Below are 21,442 nucleotides of genomic sequence, written 5' to 3'. Positions count from 1 at the left end.
CCCCTCGCCGGTCCCTCCCCCCGCGCCCGCCCCGGCCGCCGCCCCCGGCGACCCGGCCCGCCCGGAGCCGAAACCCAATCTCTCGCCCACCCAGACCGAGCTCGTCATCCTGGCCGACGAGAGCTGCTGGATGTCGTGCCAGTGGGTCCAGGACGGCAAGAACGAAAAAATCGAGGTCACTCTCCAGCCCGGCGACCGCTTCGCCCGGGTCTTCGACGGCGAGGTCAAGCTGGTCCTGGGGAACGCCGGGGGGGTGAAGGCCTGGCTGAACGGGCGGGAAACCCGGCAACTCGGCCTCAAGGGCGAGGTGAAGCACCTTCCCCTGGTGCCCTCCGCCCTGGACCAGTACTTCGCGGGAGGAGAGACCACCCCATGATGAATCCCCTGCTGGAAGCCATTCGCGCCGGAACGGCCCCGAAGATGATCAAGACGGCCGCCGCCCGGGGGGCCCTGCCCCTCCCCCCGGAGGTGCTGCTGGAGTCCCAGGTCATCCTCGCGGGCGACCGGGACGATTCGGTCCGACAGGCGGCCAACGAGGGCCTCCGCGACTACGCCACCGAGGACCTCGTCGTAATCCTCGAGAACAAGGAGCTTCCGGCGACCGTCCTGAAGTTCTGCGCGACGTTCTTCCGGGACCGTGCGCCCGTGCTGGAGAAGATCATCCTCAACACGGCCACCGAGAACGAGACGTACGCCATGATCGCCCCCGTCGTCTCCGCGTCCCTCGCCGACCTCATCATCACCAACCAGGTCCGGCTCATCGAGTGCCCCGAGATCCTCTACCGGCTGCGGGAGAACCCGAACCTCTCCCCCGGCAGCCTCAAGCGGCTGGACGAAATCGAGAAGGACTTCTTCGGCGCCGCCCCGACGGCCGCGATGAAGGCCCCCGCGGCCCCGCTCCCGGAACCCGGGACCCTCCCGCCGCCGCCGGAGGCCCCCGCCCTCGAGGCGGCCCCCCCGGAAGCGGAGGAGGAAGAGAAGGACTCCGAGCCCTCCCCGGAGGAAGTCGCCTACATCGAAGAAGTGGCGGGGGAGGACCAGGAGAAGCTGACGCTGCTCCAGCGGATCTCGAAGATGCCCGTCAGCAGCAAGATCAAGGCTGCCCTGATCGGCAACCGGGAGGTCCGGTGCCTCCTGGTTCGAGACTCGAACCGCCTCGTGGCCACCACCGTGATGGCGAGCCCCAAGATCACCGAAACGGAGATCGAGCTCTTCAGCCAGCTCCGCAACGTGAACGAAGAGGTCCTCCGGATGATCGGCAACAACCGGGAGTGGACGAAGAACATCAAGATCGCCAAGAACCTCGTGAAAAACCCCCGTGCGCCCGTCAACATTTCCATGGGGCTGCTCCCGCGCCTGACGACCCTGGACCTCAAGATGCTCGAGAAGGACAAGAGCGTCCCCGACTGCGTGCGGCAACAGGCGAAACGGCTGGCCACGAAGCGTCTCGAAGCCGCCGGGGGCGCACCCTCCGGAGGTCACTGATGAAACCCCGTCTCTTCCAATCCCTGATCCTTGCCGCCGTCACCCTGTTCGGGTTCCCGGCGGCGGCCCAGGCGGAGAAGTACTTCACCTACCAGGACAGCAATGGCGTCATCGTCTTCACCAACATCCAGCCGGGTGCCGGGAAAGCGGTCCAGGACGTCGAGGTCCGGGGCAACAACACCCTCCCCAACACGGGGGAGATCATCCAGTACGACAACAACAAGCACAACCTCTACGACGACCTCATCGCGAAGGCCTGCCAGGACTACGGTGTGGACGTCAACCTGGTGAAGGCCGTCATCTACGTGGAGTCCCGGTTCAGCCCCTACGCCACCTCGCCGAAAGGCGCCATGGGGTTGATGCAGCTGATGCCGGGGACCGCCCGCCGCTTCGGCGTGGTCAACGCCTACGACCCGGAACAGAACATCCGGGGCGGGGTGGCGTACCTGCGCTACCTGATCGACATGTTCGACGGGGACCTCGCCCTCGTCCTCTCCTCGTACAACGCGGGCGAGAACCTCGTGAAGAAGACGATGAAAGTGCCCTATATCCGGGAAACCATCAATTACGTGGCGCAGATCCAGGACATCTACGGGAGTTCCCGGACGAAGATCGCCGAGGCGGCGGTCGCCGCGGGCCCGCCCCCGCCGCTCCCCTGCTTCACCTTCCGGGACGCCAACGGGGTGGTGACCCTGACCAACGTCGACCCCCCCGACACCGCCACCCCGCACCGGTGACCCGTCGAGGCCGACGACTCCGCAATACGTCGCCCGCGGGGGCCGGCGCACGGCACGAAAACATAACGCGATTGTTTTACAGTATTTCAGGTTTTTTTCCTTCGCTTTTTTCGCGGGCTCAGGGGGGCCCGGACACCTTCGGACCCAGGAGTCCCCATGTGCGGAATCATCGCCTACATCGGAAAGCGTGACGCGGTACCCGTCCTGATGGAGGGGCTGCGCCGGCTGGAGTACCGGGGGTACGACTCCTGCGGCATCGCCGTCATGGGGAAGGACGGGTTGTACTGGAAGAAGACCCCCGGGCGGATCGCCGGCCTCCAGGCCCGGCTCGACGGGGACCGGATCCACGGCTCCGTGGGCATCGGCCACACCCGGTGGGCCACCCACGGCGCCCCCACCGAGGAGAACGCCCACCCCCACTTCGACTGCGGCCGGAAGATCTTCGTGATCCACAACGGCATCATCGAGAACTTCTCCTCCCTCAAGCGCGAGTTGACCGGGCTCGGCCACCGCTTCGCCTCGGAGACGGACACGGAGGTCCTCGCCCACCTGATCGAGGAGAACTACCAGGGGGACATCCTCGCGGCCGTCACCCGCTCCCTGAACCGGGTCCGGGGGACCTTCGGGATCGCCGTGCTCCACGTGGACGAGCCCGACCGCATCATCCTGGCCCGGAGGGGCTCCCCCCTCGTCATCGGTCTCGGAAAGGGCGAAATGATCGGCGCGAGCGACGTCTCGGCCCTCCTGCGGCACACGGACCAGGTCATCTACCTCAACGACAACGAACTGGCCGTCCTGCACGAGAACCAGTTCCGCGTCCTGTCCTTCGCCCACGAGGAAGTTCACCGGCTCCCGGAGACCGTGGAGTGGCAGCTCGAGGAAACTGACAAGAACGGCTTCCCCCACTACATGCTCAAGGAGATCTTCGAGCAGCCGGAGACCGTCCGGAACGCCATCCGGGGCCGGCTGCTCCCGGACGAGGGCGTCAGCAAGCTGGGCGGGCTCGAACCCGTCCTGCCCCGCCTCAAACGCATGAAAAGGCTGATCATCGTCTCCTGCGGGACCTCCTACCACGCCGGCATCCTGGCCCGGTACATCTTCGAGCGCTTCACCGACCTGGACGTGGAGGTGGAGATCGCCAGCGAGTTCCGCTACCGCTCCATCCAGTTCGGGGAGGACACCGTGGTGCTGGCGGTGAGCCAGTCCGGGGAGACGGCGGACACCATCGCCGCCATCCGCGAGGCCAAGCGGAAGGGCGCCCTGGTGCTGGGGCTCGTGAACGTGGTCGGGTCCACCATCGCGCGGGAGACCGAGGCGGGGATCTACAACCACGCGGGGCCCGAGATCGGCGTGGCGTCCACCAAGATCTTCACCTCGCAGGTGGTGACCCTCACCCTGCTGGCCTTGCTGATGGGTCGGTTCAAGAAGCTCTCCATGAACGACGGGGCCCAGATCATCAACGCCCTGCAGCGACTCCCGGACCAGATCCAGGAGATCCTCGCCGAGAGCGAGAAGGTGCGCAGGATCGCGAAAAAGACCTACCGCCACCCGTCCTTCCTCTTCCTCGGCCGGATGTTCAACTACCCCACCGCCCTGGAGGGTGCGCTCAAGCTCAAGGAAGTCAGCTACATCCACGCCGAGGGATACGCTGCCGGCGAGATGAAGCACGGACCGATCGCCCTCATCTCGGCGGGCTTCCCCGTCGTGACCCTCGTCCCCCGGGACAGCATCTACGACAAAATGCTGAGCAACATCAAGGAGATCGAGGCCCGGAAGGGGTGCATCATCGCCGTCTGCACGAAAGGGGACGACCGCGTGCCCGCCATCGCCGACCACGTGATGACGGTCCCGGAGACGCTGGAGATCTTCAACCCGGTCCTGTGCTCGGTCCCGCTCCAGCTGCTGGCCTACTACTGCGCGCTCTACCGGGGCTGCGAGATCGACAAGCCCCGGAACCTCGCCAAGAGCGTCACCGTCGAATGAACCGGAGAAGCGACATGAACCAGCCGACCATCAAGGGCGTCATCCTGGCCGCCGGCTACGGGACGCGGTTCCTCCCCGTCACCAAGACCATCCCGAAGGAGATGCTGCCGCTGGTGGACGTCCCCACCATCCAGTTCATCGTGGACGAATTCGTGGCGTCCGGGATCCGCCAGATCCTGGTCATCACCAGCCGGCGGAAAAAGAGCCTGGAGGACTATTTCGACCGGGAAGTGGAGCTGGAGGGCGTCTTCCGGGAGGAAGGCGACGCCCGGAAGCTCGCGGCGGTGGCCCCGCCCGGCCTCGAGGTCTTTTTCGTGCGCCAGGCCGAGATGCGGGGCACGGCCCACGCCCTGGCGCTCTGCGAGCCTTTCGTCGGCAACTCCCCCTTCGTGGTGGCTTACCCCGACGACATCCTCCCCGACACGCCCCGCTGCAGCGCCGAACTGATCCGGACCTGGCGGGCGTCGGTTTCCCCGTCCGCGCCGGCCGGCTGTTCGGTCCTCAGCGTGAAGCGTTTCCCCGGCGAGGACATCTCGCGTTACGGCATCGTGGACCCCGAGCCCCGCGGTCCGCTGACCTTCGTCCGCCGGATGGTCGAGAAGCCCCCGCGCGGGCAGGAGCCCAGCGACCTGGTCTCGCTCGGGCGCTACCTCTACACGCCGGACCTCTTCCCCGTCATCCGGGAACTGGCGGACCGGCCCCGCCCCGGCGAGTTCTACCAGACCGAGCCCATCAACCACCTGGCCGAACGGGGGCTGGTCGCCTGCTGCGAGTACCGGGGGCGCTACCTCGACGTGGGCAAGCCCTCGGGCTACCTCCGGGCCCTCCTCGATTACGCCCTCACGCGGGACGATCTGCGCGGGGACCTCTCCGAGTGCATCCTTTCCCTGGCGGCCCGCATCAATAATGCGAATTGAGCGATTCGGCGTTTTAATTTCATTGACTGCTGTAACAGTCATCATTATAATTAAAATGCCCGTCGATCTTGGTTGGGGTCGAATTGCGTTTATGACAAAATTGGCAAATTTCTCCGCGGCGATCCTCCTGGGTCTCTCCTTCCTGGCGGCACAGGACCTTCCCTTGCCGCCTCCCGCCCAGGACAAGGAACTCGAGCAGCGCAACCAGCAACTCCAGATCCTCCAGTTCCGGAGCCGCGCCCAGGCCGATTACCTGCTCGGCGTGGGGGACCTCCTGAAGATCGAAGTGGTGGAGATGCCCGAGATCAACAAGGAAGTCCAGATCTCCCAGGACGGCCAGATCTTCCTGGCCTACCTCTCCGGCGTCAAGGTGGCGGGCCTGACGGTCTACGAACTCCAGCAGAAACTGGAGTCGCTCCTGGCCCAGTCCCTCCTGAACGACCCCCACGTGTCGGTCACCGTCAAGGAGTACCGCTCGCAGCCGGTCTACCTTCTCGGCGAGGTCACCAAGCCGGGGACCTACCAGATGACCCGCGCCATGTTCCTGGTGGACCTGCTCACCCTCGGGGGGGGGTTCACGGGCGGCGCCGGCGAGACCTGCACCATCTCCCGCACCGACGCGCAGGGCCGGACCGAGCGGCGCGACATCGACCTCAAGCAGCTCCTGGAAGCGGGGGACCTCTCCCTCAACGTGCCCATCCTGGCGGGGGACATCATCCACGTCAACAAGAAGGTGGAGCGCTACTACTACGTCCTGGGCGAGGTGGGGAAGCCGGGCGCCTACCCCCTCTCCCCCGAGAAGGGCACCTGCCTGACGGAGGCGCTGACCACCGCCGGCGGCTACAGCAAGACCGCGAAGATCAGCGACGCCAAGCTCGTCCGGACCCGGGAGGACGGGTCGAGGGAGATCATCGCCATGGACCTCGGCAAGATCCTGGAAGGCCGGAGCGCGGACCGCGTCATCCTGGAGAACGACCTGATCTTCGTTCCCAACTCCCGGACCAAGAGCATCGGGCAGAGCATCGTGAACGGCTCCGCGGGCATCCTGACCAGCATGCTGTTCTTTTTGAAGTAGAAGGTACACGACATTGGACAACAAGAACCTCCCGGTCCTGGCCCCCGATTCCGCGGGGCAAACCCTGCCGGTGCTGCACCAGCCCGGCGGGGGCCAGTTCTCCGTCCCCCTCCGTTCGGACGCCGTTCACCTCCTCGAGTACTGGAAGATCATCCGAAAGCGCAAGTGGTTGATTCTGTTGTGTTTCGCCATCACGGCCGTCACGGTCTACATCGCGAACCTGCGCATGATCCCCATCTACAAGGCCACGGGCACCATCCAGATCGACGCCGGGCAGTTCAACGTGATGCCGACCCGGGACTCCATGGAGCGGACCGACTACTACATGGGCCTGGACGAGTTCATGCAGACCCAGTACAAGATCCTCCAGAGCCGTTCCCTGGCGGACCGGGTCGTGCGGACCCTCAACCTGGAGAAGCACCCCCAGTTCGCCCGGCCGACTCCCGCCCGGGCGTCGACGCCCGGCACGCCGCCCCCCGCGCCGGCGCCCCCGGCCGGCAACCCGGGCTCCCAAGCCTACTCCCCCGTCGTCGGGGCCTTTCTGGGCGGCCTGGAAATCGAGCCCGTCCGCGATACCCAGCTGGTGAGGATCAACTACAACTCCCCCGACCCCGAACTGGCGGCGAAGGTCATCAACACCCTCATCGTCGAGTACGTCCGGCAGGACGTCGACTTTCGCGTCCAGTCCGCCCAGCAGGCCACCGAGTTCCTCGACAAGCAGCTGACCCAACTCAAGGGGAACCTGGAGCGCGCCGAGGAGAAGCTGGTCGAGTACGCCCGCCAGTACAACATCAACACCATGGGGGAAAACCAGGAGGACGTGGCGTCCTCCCAGCTGATGGACTACAGCAAGGCCCTGACCGACGCCCAGGCCGAGCGGATGCGCGCCGAGTCGGTGTGGAACACGGTCCGCACCCTCAACGCGAAGGACAATTTCCCGGTCCTTCTCCGCAACTCGCTCATCGACGACCTCGAGAAGCGCCTCTCCATGCTCCACCAGGAACACGCCAAGCTCAGCGCCAAGTTCAAGGCCGAGTACCCGGGCGTCCAGGAACTGAAGAAACAGATCGACAACACCGAGACCCAGCTGGAAGCCGAGAAGCACCGGGCCCTCGTGGCGGCGGAGACGGCGTACCGCACCGCGATCGCCCGCGAGCAGCTCCTGCTGGGGACCTTCGAGCGCCAGAAGACCAGCGTGAGCACCGTCAAGGAGAACTACATCCCCTACAACATCCTCAAGGCCGAGGTGGACAAGTACCGGGAGATGTACAACCTCATGGCCACGCGCCGGCAGGAGGCCCTGGTGGCGGCGAGCCTGAAGTCGTCCAACATCCGGACCGTCGAGATCGCCGAGGTGCCCAAGTCCCCCGACCGCCCCCGGAAGACGACCAACCTGATGCTGGGGATGCTGGTGGGGCTCCTGCTGGGGATCGGCCTGGCCTTCTTCGTGGAGTACCTCGACAACACCGTCAAGACGCCGGAGGACGTCGAGCACCTCACCGCCCTGCCTTCCCTGGGGCTCATCCCCGCCCTGGGCTCCGTGCAGCACCGTTACCACTCCCACGCCCGCCCGGCGTCGACCTCCCTGGCCACGCTCGGGGCCTCCCGCAACGGAAAGCGCCTCGAGACCATCACCCACGACGACCCCACCTCCCCCATCTCCGAGGCCTACCGGACCCTGCGGACGTCCATCCTGCTGTCCCACTCCGACGCCCCACCGAAGTCCTTCATGTTCACCTCCGCACGGCCCAGCGAGGGGAAGACCACCGCCTCCATCAACACGGGCATCTCCTTCGCCCAAGCCGGGAAGCGGGTGGTCGTGGTGGACCTCGATATGCGCAAACCCCGAATTCACAAGATTTTCAACGCCGACAACACCACCGGCATCTCCAACTACCTGGCCGGGACCTCCGACCTCGCCCCCCTCATCCAGCAGACGCACATCGACAACCTCTTCATCATCCCCGCGGGCCCGGTGCCGCCGAACCCGTCCGAACTCCTCACCTCCAGCCGGATGAACCACTGCATGGAGTTGCTCGACGAGTACTTCGAGCACATCGTCATCGACACCCCCCCCATGCTCTCGGTCACCGACTCGCGGATCCTGTCCCGGCTCACCGACGGCGTCATCCTGGTCATCCGCAGCGCCGACACCCCGAAGCCGGTCCTCGTCGAGGCCCAGCGGAGCCTCCGGATGGTGAACGCCCCCCTGCTCGGGGTCCTGGTCAACGCCGCCGACCTCATGAGCGCGGACTACTACTACTACTCGAAATACTATTACAGTTACTATTATAGTTACGGTACCAGTGGCAAGAAGAAGACCACGAAAAGAAAAAAACAGTCCCAGGAGGTTTGACATGAGAAGTGTTGCAATCATCTCCGGGCTCTTGATCCTGGCGGCCCTGCCCGCCCTCGCCGCCGGCGAGACCCTGCCGGCGGGAGAGATCATCGGGGGCGGCGGCGCCATGGTGGGGAAGACCCTCATGCCGCGCGGCGCCATGATCTTCTCCGGAGACCTGCTCAAGGGCGGCAGCCAGTCCTCTTACATCCAACTGGCCGACAAGGGGAAAATGGAACTCTTCCCCGAGGCGTCCGTCCAGGTCCTCAAGACGGGGAATTCCGTCCAGCTGAACGTCCAGTCCGGGAAAGCGGCCTTCTACTTCCCCAAGGGGAGCCAGTCCAGCATCCGGACCCCGCGGGGGACCGTCCGGCTCCTGGAGACCGCGGACCGCTTCTACGGCCTGGTGGAGGTCGCGCCCGGCGCCGTGGTGGTGCAAGCCTACCAGGGGTCGCTGTCCGTCACCAACGAGATGACCGACGAGACCGCCACCGTCAAGCCCGGCTACGGCGCCAACATGACGGACCCCACCGCCAGCAGCGGCGCCGGTTCGCCCAGCGGGCGGGGGCTCATCGACCTCACCTCCGGCAAGGACTTCACCGAGGACTTCGACCTGCTCTCCAAGACGGGCAAGGCCAACCCCTGGATGCAGGGCTTCACCATCAACGGCTTCTATTCGATGTTCGGGTCCACCACCTACATCGCCGACGACGGGAGCAGCGCCGACAGTTCCCTCTACAGTTACGGCTCCAAGGACAGCCACGACCGCGCCATCGGGTCGGTCTGTTCCGGCCCGCCCATCTACCACGGCGCCCGCTTCCTCAACTCCACGGGCAAGGACATGAAGGGCATCAAGATCGGTTACGTCGGCGAGCAGTGGCGCAACGGCGGCAACCCCAACCCCCAGAAGATCGACTTCCAGTACCGGGTGGTCCCGGGCGGGACGAAGCCGGACATCCGCGCCGGGGACTGGACCGACTTCGACGCCCTGGATTTCACCAGCCCCGTCCACACCGACAAGGCGGGCCCCCTGGACGGGAACGCCATGGCCAACCGCGAGATCTTCCGGTCGAAGATGATCAAGGTCAAGATCCCTGCGGGCGACGAGATCTGGATCCGCTGGGTGGACAGCAACAACACCGGCAAGGACCACGGGCTGGCGGTGGACGAACTGGACATCGTCCCGGTCTTCTTCTTCAAGGGGCTCTACATCGCCCCCGTGGCCGCCGGGGTGGTGACCACCATCGGGCTCTGGTACGTGACGAGGGACGAGGAACCCGAGAGCCCGAGCAAGTAAGCCCAATCCTCCATGCGCCTCCATCACGCACGGAAACCGCTGGACCGGATCGCGCCCCTCCTGGTGGTCGGGCTCCTTCTGGTCCCGGCGGAGGGGGCGTCGAGGCGCAACGTCTTCTTCAGCGGCTTCCCGCCCGGAAGCGTGATCTCCTGTGACGGGCTGGTGCTGGGGACCCTCCGCGAGGAGGGTTCCGCCTTCTCCCTGTTCATCCCCGAGGGCAGCCCCACCTTCCGTGTCGAGCATAACGGCGACGTCCTCCTGGAGCGCACCTTCCTCATCGAGAAGGGGAAAACCCTCTACCTCACCCCGGGGAAGACCGGCCCGGTCACCCCGGAGCGGCCGGCCCCCGCGCCGCCGCCTCCCCCTGCCCCCGCGTCGGCCCCTGCGGCCGTCCGCCCCCCGGGTCCGCCGGTCGAATCCCCACAGCCGGCAGCCCCCCGCACTCCCGCCCTGGTGGTGACCGTAACCCCGGGAACACGCCTGCCCGCCTCCCCGGCCGCCCCGGGTAAACCGGCGAAGGGCCCCGCGGGGAGAGGCGTCGCGGAAAGCCTCGAGGACGCGCCCGAGAGTTCCTTCCCCACCACCCTCGCCCTTTCCGTCCTGGTCATGGCGTTTATCGGGGTGTGGGGGTGGCGACGGGTGCACCGCACCCTGCCGGCCGCCGACACCGTCGGCGACCGGCCCGAGGCGACGTCCACGGCCCCGGCGGAAGCCGACGACGCCCTCGTGGCCGCGGTTTCGGTGGAAGAAGCCGACCCGGCCTTTTCCGTCCCCCTCGGCAAGGGGCCGAAACCCGACTTCCTCGAGGACCTCCACCTCCGGGAAACCCAGGCGACCCTGGGGATCCGGCGCCCCAAGGCCACCACCGACCCGCCGTTCATCCTGGACATCCAGGACTTCAAGATCAGGGACGATTCGTGAGAGTCTGTCCCTGGATCATCCTGGTGTGGCTGAGCGGGGCCGCCGCGGCCGCGGGGGACGCGCCAACCGACCGGACCTCCCCGCCGGCGAGGATCGTCGAGGTCAGCCCCCGCTTTTCCACGGCGGTGCTGGAGGTTTCTCAACCCGAGGATCTCAAGGGCCGCCAGGGGGAGTTTTACTACGCCGTCACCGTGAACGGGGCAGCCCGCGAAGTGGTCCCGGCCCGGTTTGTCGTCCTCGACCTCCTCGACCGGACGCACGTGGTGGTCCGAATCACCGAGCGCAAGGGCAACATCCACCCCTCCTACGGCGTCCGTTTTCTCCCCCGACCCGAGGCCGGGCCCCTCCCGGGGCCACCGGCACCGGCCGCGCCCTTCCCGCCCCCCATCGACGGCCCCCCCGCCCGGGGCGCGTTCGAGCCCCTCTGCCGGGTGTTCCCGGACCTGTTGAGGCCCTTCCCGTCACCGGCCCCGGTCCTTTCCGGCCCCCCCGGGGCGGGGGCGACCGGCAGCGTCGACCCTCCCGCTCCCGCGGCCGCTTCGCCGGGCGTCCTGCGCCGCAGCGAACTCCTCGAGAGCATGGTCCTGGTCCCCGGCGGGCCGTCCGCCATCGGCCTCACGGAGTCCGAGAGCCTCTTCTACAACGAGGGGCCTCAGCACACCGTCTTCCTCGAACCGTACTACGTGGACCGCCACGAGGTGTCCCGCGCGCGCTACGCCCGTTTTCTCCGGGAGACGGGGCACTCCGCCCCACCCGACTGGAAGGGGAACGACCCGCCCCCCGGAACCGGGGACCTGCCGGTCGTCAACGTGAGCTGGGACGATGCGGAGGCCTTCGCCCGCTGGTCACACCGGAGGCTCCCGACGGAGGAGGAGTGGGAAACCGCCGGCCGCGGGCCCCAGGCTTTCCTTTTCCCCTGGGGCAACGACTTCCGTGAACGCATGATGAACTCCCGGGAGTTGGAAAAGCTCGCACCGCTGCCCCCCGGATCGCTCCCCGGGGACCGGTCCGTCTACGGCATCGAGGACCTGGCGGGGAACGTCAGCGAGTGGACCTCGTCCCACTACCTGCCCTATCCCGAGAACCGGCACCTTCAGCAGGACGCGTACGGGATCCACAACCGGGTGATCCGGGGCGGGGCTTTCAACGTGAACCATCTCTACTGCCGCCTGGTGTTCCGGGCACGGCAGGCCGAGACCTATGCCGGGGAGGACCTCGGGTTCCGCTGCGCCATCTCGGTCTCCGAACTCGACGGACTGCTCCGGCAGGGCGTCCTCCTGGCGGACTGACATGATCGACCTCCACAACCACGTTCTCTGCGAAATCGACGACGGTGCGACGGACTTCGACCACTCCCTCCGGATGCTGGAGGAAGCGCGACGGGCAGGCGTCGAGGCCCTGGCCTGCACCCCTCACCACTTTCACCCGAACTTCCCCGTCCAGTCTCCCGGGGAGATCGTGCGCCGGTTCGAGGAACTGAGGGCCGAGGCCCCCCTCACGATCCACCTCGGCGCCGAGCACTACTTCGGCCCGGACTTCGTGGACGCCGTCGAGCGGGCGGCGGACACCCTCATCCCCTTCAACGGCCGGAACCACCTCCTGCTGGAACTGGGGAGCACCCTTCCCGGCCGCTACCTGGAGCCCATCGTCTTCCGGCTGCGGGACCGGGGGCTCCGCCCGGTCATCGCCCACCCCGAGCGCCACCACGACTTCGCCTCGAATTTCGGCCTCCTGGACCGCCTGCGGGAACTCGGGTGCGCGCTGCAGGTCAACGCCAAGAGCCTGACGGGCCGCTACGGGTCCGGTCCCCGGAAAACCGCGCGAAAACTCCTGGAGGGCCGCCTCGCCCACCTGGTCGGCAGCGACGCCCACCAGTCGGGCGACTTCGCCCACTACCAGGAAGCCGCAACCTGGGTCGAGAAATCCCTGGGAGAGCACTATTTCGATCTTCTTTTCATCATCAACCCCTGGATGATCCTCAACGGCCGGGAGCCCGTCGAGGCGGAGGACCTCGACCGCGTCGACACTATCCTCGCGGGCATCCGCACGGGGGCACCATGAAGCGCCTGGAAATCACCGTACGGCTGCTGGCGGCCACCCTCTTCCTCTTTCTCGGCATCCGCCAGATCGGGGAAATCCGGGACTTCGCGGACCTGACGAAGCCCCTGTCCCTCGACCGGCTCAAGGAAATCGTCGCGAAGGACCGCTACAACCCGCACGGCTGGTACCTGCTGGGGTGCGTCTACGCCTACGACCCCACGCACGAGTCCATGGAGAACGCCCGGAGCTGCCTCATGAAGGCAGTGCACTACAACCCCTACTACTTCAAGTACTGGATGGAACTGGCCCAGGCCCTGGAGTTCCTGGGCGAGCGCGAGAAAGCCATCCGGTGCGTTCACACCGCCCTCCTCCTGAACCGGTCCTACTCGGACCTCTACTGGCGCGCGGGGAATTTCTTTCTCAAGTGCGGCCGGGCGGAGGAGTCCGCCCGGTGTTTCCGGAAGGCCCTGGAGGGGGACCCCTCACTGGCGGTCCCCATCCTGGAGATCGCCAGCCGGATGCTCGGCGACCGCGGCCGGGCCGTGGCCGACATCATCCCGAACCGCCCCGTCCTCCTGTCCACGGCGCTGGGGTGGGCCGTCGGCTACGAGGACCCCGCCGCGGCCCGCATCGCGTGGGAAAAGCTCTCCAAACTGGACGAGGAGGTCCCGGCAGGGGTGCTCTCGGGCTACATCCGCCTCCTCTGGAAACAGGGACGATTCGGGGAGTCCTGGGAGGTCTGGGTCCGCAATGCCCGGCTCCTTTTCCCGAACCTCCTGCCTGAAGGCGAGGTCGTCTACAACGGGGGCGTCGAGCTGCCCCTCCTCAACAACGGGTTCGACTGGCGCTTCCAGACCTCGGCGCACCGGACCGTGGACCCCGACTTCCAGAACTGCTACCGGGGCTCCTACGCCCTCCTGATGACCTTCGACGGCACGGAGAACGTCGCCGGGTCCCTGGTCAGCAAGGCGGTCCTCGTTCCCGCCCCCGGGAAGTACTATTTCCACGTCGCGCTCCGGATCGAGGGAATCACTTCGGACCAGGGGGTCTACTTCCTCTTCCGGCACACGTCCCCCGACGGGACCTCCCGGGAGGTCGGGCGCTCGAAGAAGTTCTCGGAGGACCTCGACTGGGAGATCCTCAGCCTGCCCGTGGAGGTGCCCTCGGCGGGCGGGCTGCTGGAGGTCACCCTCCAGCGCGACCGCTCCGTCAAGCTCGACCCCAACTTCCGGGGGCGGATCTGGCTGGACGACGCCCGGCTGACAACGGAGGAAAGACAGTGATCCGACGCGCGATCCTCGAAGCCGGCCTCGCCCTCACCGTGCTGTTCGCCACGACGGCCTTCGGCGCCTCGCCCGAGTGGGCCTCCGGGGTCTTCGTCACCGCGTCCTACTTCCTCTTCGTGCTCTACCTCTTCCCCTTCCACGCCGACCAGTCCCTGGAGCGCCCCTCCCCGAAGGCCTGCCTGGCCGTCGGCATCCTGGCCGCGATCCCGGTCGCCCAGTTGATCCCCCTCCCCGCGTGGTTTCTCCGGCTGGTCTCGCCGGTCCACGACGCCTTCGTCACGCCCCTGCTCCGCGAGGGGCTCCTCCCCGACTCGCTGTTCCGCGGCATGGCCAGCGTGTGCCCCTTCGCCACCTGGATCCAGCTCCGGGTCTTCGTCGCCGTCCTGATCCTCTTCCTGATCGGGCGGGCCCTCTTCGCCGATGCCGGGTCCCGGTCGCGCTTCCTGGGCCTGCTTGCCGTCATCGGGCTCTTCCAGGCGTCCTTCGGGCTCCTGCAGTACTTCGGCGTCTTCCCCCAGTTTCTCCCCGACGGGACCGACCGTGCGATCCAGTGCGCGAGCGGCACCTACGTGAACCGCGACCACTTCTCCGGCCTGCTGGAGATGTGCATCCCGGTGCTCCTCGGCCTGGCCTACACTTACTTCGCCACCCGGATCCTGCCCGAGATCCCCTACGTCACCACGCGGATCTCCGAGGCTTTCTTCCACCACCGGACCCCCCTCTTCCTCCTGCTCATCTTCCTGGCCGCCATCATGGGATTGGGGGTCGTCTTCTCCCTCAGCCGGTCCGGGATCTTCTGCCTGACGGCCACCGTCGTTTTCCTGGCCGTCCTGGTCTTCAACAAGCACCGGCGGGGAAAGGTGAACGCCTTCGTTCTCTCTTTCGCCTTCCTCGTGCTGGGCTACTCGGCCTGGATCGGGGTGGACGAGGTCCTTCGGCGCTTCGGCCAACTCGCGACCCGGGACGTCCTGAACGCGGATTCCCGCTTCCAGGCCTGGCAGGACACCCTCGAACTGGTCCGGGACTACCCCGTGACCGGCACGGGCCTCGGGACGTTCTACTACGCCTTCAACCGGTACGAGTCCGTCCCCGGGGAGCGCGTCTTCACCCACGCCCACAACGACTACCTGGAGTACGTGGCCGAACTGGGGGCCCCCGGCGGCCTCTTCCTCATCGTTTGCGTGGTCTTCCTGCTGGTGAGAGGGGTACGCATCTTCTTCCGCACCTCGAACCCCCGGCTCTCCGGGGTGTCCCTCGGGGCCTGCGGGGCCGTGTTCGCCATTCTTCTGCACAGCGTCACCGACTTCAACCTCCAGATCCCGGCGAACATGGCCGTTTTCTCCCTCCTCCTGGCCGTCCTGGCCTCCGTCGCCGTGGTGCACCGCCGCGAGGAGGCCCTGGCCCCCCCGGCGGAAGACGAGGAAGCCGAGACGGAAGACCTCGGCCCCGAGGAGGACTACGACGAGGACGATTTCATCCACGACGACTGATCGGAAGATTAGCGGTTGCTTTTGTCCCGGCATGCTGGTATAAGGAAACGTCGGTACTGGAGCGCGGGAAAAAATCTGGCTCTGGGCGTCAACTCGGTATTTCGAACCCTGTCAGATCCGAAAGGAAGCAGCAGTAAGAAACCCCCCGGGTGTGACGTATCCAGAGCCTTTTATTCGAGTCAGGGGCGGGAACGTGGGATACCTGGTCATCGCGAGGAAGTGGCGGCCGAAGCAGTTCGAAGACGTCGTCGGCCAGCAGGGGCTGACCCGGACCCTTCAGAACGCCATCCGGCAGGGACGCATCTCCCACGCCTACCTCTTCACGGGGACCCGCGGGGTCGGCAAGACCTCCACCGCCCGAATCCTCGCCAAGGGCCTCAACTGCATGCACGAGGCCGCCCCGACCGCGCACCCCTGCGACGCCTGCGTCTCCTGCCAGGAGATCACCCAGGGGAATTCGGTGGACGTCCTCGAGATCGACGCCGCCTCGAACCGCGGGATCGGCGAGATCCGCGAACTCCGGGAGAACGTGCGGTACACGCCCTCCCGGGACCGCTACAAGATCTTCATCATCGACGAAGTCCACATGCTCACCTCGGAGGCCTTCAACGCGCTGCTGAAGACCCTCGAGGAACCCCCCGGCCACGTGATCTTCATCCTGGCCACCACCGAGCTCTACAAGATCCCCCAGACCATCGTCTCCCGGTGCCAGCAGTTCGACTTCCGGATCATCCCCTTCGTCGACATCCACGAACGGCTCCGGAAGGTGGTGGCCGCCGAGGGGGTCGATGTGTCCGACCAGGCGCTCCAGTACGTGGTGAAGGCCAGCGGGGGAAGCATGCGGGACGCCGAGTCCGCCCTCCAGAAGATCATCTCCTACGGCGGGGGCGACATTTCCGACGAAGACATCGCGGCCCTGCTGGGCGTGGTCAAGCAGGAGTCCCTCAACACCCTGATGCGAGCCGTGGTGGAGGCGGATTTCCCGGAGATCATCCGGGTGGTCAACGATCTCTACGACAAGGGGCACGACCTCCAGAGCTTCATCCGGGCGTGCATCGAGTACGTCCGCAACATGGCCGTCTACCGGATATCGGAGGACGAGGACCAGTTCCTTCTCCTCAGCGACGAGGACCGGGAACAGCTCCGCGACCTGGCCGGGAGGGTCACCGTCGAGGAACTGCTCCGGATGTACGATTTTCTCGTCCGGGCTGAAAACGAGCTCAAATGGGCCCCCTTCGTGCGTTTCCACACCGAGATGGCCCTGCTCAAGCTCGCCAGCCTCGGCCGCCTGGCTCCCCTGGAAGACGTCCTGGCCATGCTCGCCGCCGGGGCGGAGGCTGCACCCCGGCCGGCGCCGGAAGCGGGCCGGGCGGCCCCGGCAACGGATTCCGCACCGAAGCCCCGCCCCGCCGCCCCCCCGGGGCCCCCGGCGGAACGAGACCGGGTGGAGTGGTTCCTGCAGGAAGCCGCGAACCGCTTTCCCCAGCTCAGGCCCATCCTGCGGAAGGCGGAGTGGCGCCTGGCGGAGACGACCCTCGAGATCGTGAACACGGGCGGTCCCGCCCAGGAAGGGCTCTTCCGCTTGGAAAGCACCCAGTCCGCCCTGAAGGAAGTCTTCCGCGGCCTGTTCGGCACGACGCCCGACGTGGTGCTCCGCAACCGGGAAACCGCCGCCCCGAAACCGGCCCCGGCGCCCCCCCCGGCGCCGCCCCGCCCGCCCGAGGAGAGCGCCCCCGCACAGAGGACCATCGAGAAACAGTTCCAGGACGACCCCATCGGCCGGTTGATCATCGACCGGATCCCCGGCCGGTGGCAGTTCCAGCCCAAGGAGTGACCCCCGTGGATTTCAAGGACCTGATGGAACAGGCGCAGCAGATGAAGGGCCAGATGGCCGCCGCCATGGACCGGGTCGAGGTGGAGGGGGAAAGCGGCGGGGGCCTCGTCCGCGTCCGCCTCAACGGCCGGCGAGAGGCCGTCACCCTGAAAATCGACCCTGACGCCCTGAAGGACAATGACCTCGATTTTCTCCAGGACCTCATCCTCGCCGCGTTCAACAACGCCTCCCGAAAACTCGAGGAGATCATGGTCTCCCGGATGGGGTCCATGCTGTCCAATCTCAAACTGGAATGAGCCGCTTCACCGACCCCCTCGAGAAACTGATGGAGGCCCTTCGCCGGCTGCCCGGCATCGGGGCGAAGTCGGCCCAGCGAATCGCCTTTCACCTCCTGAAAGCCGACGGGGCCTACATCGGGGCCCTCCAGGAGTCCATCACCGACGTTCGGGAAAAAGTCCGCCTCTGCGCCGAGTGTCACAGCTACACGGACCGGGAGGTCTGCGAGATCTGCGCCGACCCCGCGCGGGACCACCGGTTGGTCTGCGTGGTGGAGAAACCCTTCGACATCGCCGCCATCGAGAAGAGCGGGCGGTACACGGGCACCTACCATGTCCTTCACGGCGTGCTGTCCCCCATCGACGGCATCGGGCCCGACCAGCTGAGGCTGGGGAACCTCCCCGACCGGATCCGCCGCCACGAGGTCACCGAGCTCATCGTCGCCACCAACCCCGACGTGGAGGGGGAAGCCACCGCCCTTTACCTGGCCCGGCTGGTCAGGCCCCTGGGCACCCTGGTCTCCCGGATCGCCCTGGGCCTGCCCGTGGGGTCGGAACTCGAGTTCGCCGACGACGTCACCATCGCCCGGGCCATGGAGGGCCGGACCCGGCTCTGAAGTACGCCGGGCGAGCCGAGCCCGGCCCAACCGTACGCCGGGCGAGCCGAGCCCGGCGGCAGGGGTGCGGTAAGGACAAACGGAGGAGAGCGACCCGATGCTGGTGCGCGCCTCGGCTCGGCGCGCGTACCCCGGCGCGCTGACCAGGAGGAGGATCCCCATGAAACACGCCATCCGTCACCTTGCCTTTTCCGGGCTGCTCTTCGCCGCCCTGTCCGCCTGGGCGCCGGCCGACGGGCCCGGCATGGACCCCAAGGCCCTCGACCTTCTGAACCGGACCGTCGAGGCCCTGGGCGGGGAGGCCTTCCGCTCCTGGGCCGGTTACCACGGCGAAGGCCGGATCTACGTCATCAAGGGCGACAACCAGAGCTGGACGAAGTTCTGGTACGACTACCGCTGGCCCGGCAAGGAGCGGACGGCCCTGGAGGAACCCGACGGCGCCGTCGTGGAGATCTACAACCTGGACCTGGGCAAGGGGTGGGCCTACGAGTACGGCAAAGTGAAGGACAAAACCGAGGAGGACGTCCGCCGCTTCCGCCTCGCGGAGAAGCGGAGCTTCATCAACCTTTTCCGGGAGCGGTGGAAGGAGCCCGGCATGAAGGTCTTCCACCTGGGCCCGGAGAGCTTCGATTCCGTCCGGCCCGAGGAGGGCCTCGAGTTCGTCGACGCGGAGAACTACGCCGTCACCGTGATCTACGCCGAGGGGAAGGCCCTGCCCGAACGCGTCGAGTACATCGAGAAAACGTCCTCGGGGCGGACCGAGAAGCACGCCGACCACTTTTTCCGCTGGTTCCGGTACCAGGGGGTCATGATGCCGCTGCGAATCGAGTTCTTCACCAACGGCGTCATGACCCGGCAGGTGGATTTTTCCGGGGTCTCCTTCAGCCACCCCCTCCCCGACGCCGAGTTCCAGGCCCCCCAGCCTGGCCCGGTGAAGGACCGTAAGAAGAAGAAGCGCTACGAGACCGGCCTCGACCGCGACGAAACCGAATCCCGGAAAAATTAGGATATTGAGGATACGGCAGAATGAACCCGCGCCACCCCATCACCCGACCCCGGAGGGGTCGAACGTGAATAGAATAAGCGCCCCACCACCACCCGACCCCGAAGGGGTCGAACGTGAATAGAATGAGCGCCCCACCCCCGCCCGACCCCGAAGGGGTCGAAGTGAGACGGGTCGAAGCCCTCCCGCAGCCGTGCCGTCAACCGCGGGGACCCGGAAAATTTTGAAAAGGTCGCAAATACCGTGAGCGTGGGTACCCAGCCCGCCAAACCTTTCACATCCAGAATTGATTGTGTACGGGACGCCCGCGCTCCCCATCCATCAGTCTTGCGGATCGTTGACGGCGCCTGACCGTCACTGGAGATAGCTCTCCTCGAATTCCACTCCCGCCACGGTCAGGAACTTCCGGTACTCGTCCAGGAAGGAATGGGTCCGGTGATGCGCCTCCTGGTCCTTGATGTACTCGATGAGCGCGTCCTTTCCATCCGGACCCAGGGTGAAGGCGCCGTAACCTTCCTGCCAGTGACCGAAGCGGGGAAAGACCCTCTCCTTCCGGATCCAGTCAGCGGAACCCAGCTTGATGGTCTTCACGTAATCGGCGAGGCGGACGGAGGGGTGAAGATCGCTGAAAATGTGGAGGTGGTCTTCCGTTCCGCCCACTCGGTACAGATGGCCATGGAGGTTCTTGACGATACCCCAGATGAAGCGGTACAACGCCTCTCTTCTCTCCTTGAGAAGGACCGGTTCACGGCCTTTGGTTGAAAAGACGAGGTGGTAGTAAATCTGGGTGTAAGTGGACATGTCGGCCTCCCGCCCGACCCCGAAGGGGTCGAATATGAATAGAATAAACGCGCCATCCCTACCCCCGACCCCGAAGGGGTCGAATATGAATAGAATGAGCGCCCCACCCCCGCCCGACCCCGAAGGGGTCGAACGTGAATAGAATAAGCGCCCCACCCCCGCCCGACCCCGAAGGGGTCGAACGTGAATAGAATGAATGCCCCCATCCCCCCCCGACCCCGAAGGGGTCGAATGTGAATAGAATGAACGCGCCACCCCATCACCCGACCCCGAAGGGGTCGAACGTGAATAGAATGCGCGCCCCCATCCCCCACCCGACCCCGAAGGGGTCGAACGTGAATCACATCTCCGCACGTTCGACCCCTCCGGGGTCGGGGTGATCGGTTCTCACCTCGTCTATTCACATTCGACCCCTTCGGGGTCGGGGGATACGATTCTCACCTCATTCTATTCACATTCGACCCCTTCGGGGTCGGGGGGAACGATTCTCATCTCGTTCTATTCACGTTCGACCCCTTCGGGGGCGAAGCGGTGACTTTGTGAGACGGGTCGAAGCCCTCCCGCAGTGCCGTCAACCGCGGGGACCCGGAAAATTTTGAAAAGGTCGCAAATACCGTGAGCGTGGGTACCCAGCCCGCCAAACCTTTCACATCCAGAATTGATTGTGTACGGGACGCCCGCGCTCCCCATCCATCAGTCTTGCGGATCGTTGACGGCGCCTGACCGTCACTGGAGATAGCTCTCCTCGAATTCCACTCCCGCCACGGTCAGGAACTTCCGGTACTCGTCCAGGAAGGAATGGATCCGGTGATGCGCCTCCTGGTCCTTGATGTACTCGATGAGCGCGTCCTTTCCATCCGGGCCCAGGGTGAAGGCGCCGTAACCTTCCTGCCAGTGACCGAAGCGGGGAAAGACCCTCTCCTTCCGGATCCAGTCAGCGGACCCCAGCTTGATGGTCTTCACGTAATCGGCAAGGCGAACGGAGGGGTGAAGATCGCTGAAAATGTGGAGGTGGTCTTCCGTTCCGCCCACTCGGTACAGATGGCCATGGAGGTTCTTGACGATACCCCAGATGAAGCGGTACAACGCTTCTCTTCTCTCCTTGAGAAGGACCGGTTCACGGCCTTTGGTTGAAAAGACGAGGTGGTAGTAAATCTGGGTGTAAGTGGACATGTCGGCCTCCCGCCCGACCCCGAAAGGGTCGAATATGAATAGAATGTTCGCGCCGGTCAGGGATGAGGCCAAAAACAGCGGTTTTGGGTGAGGCCAGCGACTGGTTTTCAATCGGCCGGGCAGAGAGAGAGGATTTCGCAGGAGCGAGAAGGGAACTCGTCTCACCGGGA

Annotated in this window: 19 protein-coding genes and 1 other RNA gene; 18 read left to right on the top strand and 2 right to left on the bottom strand. The window is 66.1% G+C overall.

Annotation, left to right across the window (positions count from 1 at the left end; genetic code table 11):
- From KA419_19830 to KA419_19745, 18 genes are all read left to right on the top strand, one after another.
- The coding region (locus KA419_19830; GenBank protein MBP7868186.1) for a DUF4115 domain-containing protein at positions 1-376 on the top strand (376 nt) is incomplete at its 5' end.
- Complete coding sequence (locus tag KA419_19825) at positions 373-1,485, top strand: hypothetical protein (GenBank protein ID MBP7868185.1); 1,113 nt, start codon at positions 373-375, stop codon at positions 1,483-1,485. The genes KA419_19830 and KA419_19825, both read left to right, overlap by 4 nt.
- Positions 1,485-2,222 (top strand): lytic transglycosylase domain-containing protein, encoded by a 738-nt coding sequence (locus KA419_19820; GenBank protein MBP7868184.1) that lies wholly within the window; start codon positions 1,485-1,487, stop codon positions 2,220-2,222. The genes KA419_19825 and KA419_19820 overlap by 1 nt, the downstream gene beginning before the upstream one ends.
- Positions 2,223-2,378: 156 nt before the next feature.
- Positions 2,379-4,205, top strand: coding sequence for a glutamine--fructose-6-phosphate transaminase (isomerizing) (glmS, locus tag KA419_19815; GenBank protein ID MBP7868183.1), 1,827 nt, complete (start codon positions 2,379-2,381; stop codon positions 4,203-4,205).
- Positions 4,206-4,234: 29 nt separating this feature from the next.
- Positions 4,235-5,122: a UTP--glucose-1-phosphate uridylyltransferase gene (locus tag KA419_19810; GenBank protein ID MBP7868182.1), complete on the top strand. Its 888-nt coding sequence runs from the start codon at positions 4,235-4,237 to the stop codon at positions 5,120-5,122.
- A gap of 91 nt (positions 5,123-5,213) precedes the next feature.
- Positions 5,214-6,197, top strand: coding sequence for a polysaccharide biosynthesis/export family protein (locus KA419_19805; protein MBP7868181.1), 984 nt, complete (start codon positions 5,214-5,216; stop codon positions 6,195-6,197).
- Positions 6,198-6,210: 13 nt separating this feature from the next.
- Entirely contained in the window at positions 6,211-8,553 is a 2,343-nt protein-coding gene (locus tag KA419_19800; GenBank protein MBP7868180.1) for a polysaccharide biosynthesis tyrosine autokinase, read from the top strand.
- Between the two features lies 1 nt (position 8,554).
- Positions 8,555-9,832, top strand: coding sequence for a FecR domain-containing protein (locus KA419_19795; protein ID MBP7868179.1), 1,278 nt, complete (start codon positions 8,555-8,557; stop codon positions 9,830-9,832).
- Positions 9,833-9,844: 12 nt separating this feature from the next.
- Positions 9,845-10,753 carry a hypothetical protein gene (locus tag KA419_19790; GenBank protein ID MBP7868178.1) on the top strand — a complete coding sequence of 303 codons (909 nt, stop codon included), beginning with the start codon at positions 9,845-9,847 and terminating at the stop codon, positions 10,751-10,753.
- Entirely contained in the window at positions 10,750-12,042 is a 1,293-nt protein-coding gene (locus KA419_19785) for a formylglycine-generating enzyme family protein (protein ID MBP7868177.1), read from the top strand. Before KA419_19790 ends, KA419_19785 begins: the two co-directional genes overlap by 4 nt.
- A 1-nt stretch (position 12,043) precedes the next feature.
- A complete protein-coding gene (locus tag KA419_19780; GenBank protein ID MBP7868176.1) occupies positions 12,044-12,814 on the top strand; it encodes a hypothetical protein in 771 nt (256 codons plus the stop codon).
- A complete protein-coding gene (locus KA419_19775) occupies positions 12,811-14,076 on the top strand; it encodes a hypothetical protein (protein ID MBP7868175.1) in 1,266 nt (421 codons plus the stop codon). Before KA419_19780 ends, KA419_19775 begins: the two co-directional genes overlap by 4 nt.
- Entirely contained in the window at positions 14,073-15,569 is a 1,497-nt protein-coding gene (locus KA419_19770) for an O-antigen ligase family protein (GenBank protein ID MBP7868174.1), read from the top strand. Before KA419_19775 ends, KA419_19770 begins: the two co-directional genes overlap by 4 nt.
- A gap of 75 nt (positions 15,570-15,644) precedes the next feature.
- An RNA gene (gene ffs, locus KA419_19765) (signal recognition particle sRNA small type) lies at positions 15,645-15,742 on the top strand.
- A gap of 20 nt (positions 15,743-15,762) precedes the next feature.
- Positions 15,763-17,403: a DNA polymerase III subunit gamma/tau gene (gene dnaX / locus KA419_19760; GenBank protein ID MBP7868173.1), complete on the top strand. Its 1,641-nt coding sequence runs from the start codon at positions 15,763-15,765 to the stop codon at positions 17,401-17,403.
- A 5-nt stretch (positions 17,404-17,408) separates the two neighbouring features.
- Positions 17,409-17,699: a YbaB/EbfC family nucleoid-associated protein gene (locus tag KA419_19755; protein MBP7868172.1), complete on the top strand. Its 291-nt coding sequence runs from the start codon at positions 17,409-17,411 to the stop codon at positions 17,697-17,699.
- Positions 17,696-18,295 (top strand): recombination protein RecR, encoded by a 600-nt coding sequence (gene recR / locus KA419_19750; GenBank protein ID MBP7868171.1) that lies wholly within the window; start codon positions 17,696-17,698, stop codon positions 18,293-18,295. The genes KA419_19755 and recR overlap by 4 nt, the downstream gene beginning before the upstream one ends.
- A gap of 160 nt (positions 18,296-18,455) precedes the next feature.
- Positions 18,456-19,301: a hypothetical protein gene (locus tag KA419_19745; protein ID MBP7868170.1), complete on the top strand. Its 846-nt coding sequence runs from the start codon at positions 18,456-18,458 to the stop codon at positions 19,299-19,301.
- Between the two features lie 351 nt (positions 19,302-19,652).
- Here KA419_19745 and tnpA (KA419_19740) read toward each other — a convergent pair whose 3' ends face one another.
- Entirely contained in the window at positions 19,653-20,099 is a 447-nt protein-coding gene (gene tnpA, locus KA419_19740) for an IS200/IS605 family transposase (GenBank protein MBP7868169.1), read from the bottom strand.
- A 726-nt stretch (positions 20,100-20,825) separates the two neighbouring features.
- Entirely contained in the window at positions 20,826-21,272 is a 447-nt protein-coding gene (gene tnpA / locus KA419_19735; GenBank protein MBP7868168.1) for an IS200/IS605 family transposase, read from the bottom strand.
- Positions 21,273-21,442 lie beyond the last annotated feature (170 nt).

The organism is Acidobacteriota bacterium (assembly GCA_018001935.1).
In the GTDB taxonomy this organism is placed as follows: domain Bacteria; phylum Acidobacteriota; class JAAYUB01; order JAAYUB01; family JAAYUB01; genus JAGNHB01.
This window is presented reverse-complemented; position numbering and strand designations above follow the sequence as displayed.

Coding starts and splice junctions, on each gene's coding strand:
- tnpA (MBP7868168.1), bottom strand. CDS start 21,272: ATGTCCACTTACACCCAGATTTACTACCACCTCGTCTTTTCAACCAAA.
- KA419_19795 (MBP7868179.1), top strand. CDS start 8,555: ATGAGAAGTGTTGCAATCATCTCCGGGCTCTTGATCCTGGCGGCCCTG.
- KA419_19805 (MBP7868181.1), top strand. CDS start 5,214: ATGACAAAATTGGCAAATTTCTCCGCGGCGATCCTCCTGGGTCTCTCC.
- glmS (MBP7868183.1), top strand. CDS start 2,379: ATGTGCGGAATCATCGCCTACATCGGAAAGCGTGACGCGGTACCCGTC.
- KA419_19780 (MBP7868176.1), top strand. CDS start 12,044: ATGATCGACCTCCACAACCACGTTCTCTGCGAAATCGACGACGGTGCG.
- recR (MBP7868171.1), top strand. CDS start 17,696: ATGAGCCGCTTCACCGACCCCCTCGAGAAACTGATGGAGGCCCTTCGC.
- KA419_19775 (MBP7868175.1), top strand. CDS start 12,811: ATGAAGCGCCTGGAAATCACCGTACGGCTGCTGGCGGCCACCCTCTTC.
- KA419_19790 (MBP7868178.1), top strand. CDS start 9,845: ATGCGCCTCCATCACGCACGGAAACCGCTGGACCGGATCGCGCCCCTC.
- KA419_19825 (MBP7868185.1), top strand. CDS start 373: ATGATGAATCCCCTGCTGGAAGCCATTCGCGCCGGAACGGCCCCGAAG.
- KA419_19745 (MBP7868170.1), top strand. CDS start 18,456: ATGAAACACGCCATCCGTCACCTTGCCTTTTCCGGGCTGCTCTTCGCC.
- KA419_19820 (MBP7868184.1), top strand. CDS start 1,485: ATGAAACCCCGTCTCTTCCAATCCCTGATCCTTGCCGCCGTCACCCTG.
- tnpA (MBP7868169.1), bottom strand. CDS start 20,099: ATGTCCACTTACACCCAGATTTACTACCACCTCGTCTTTTCAACCAAA.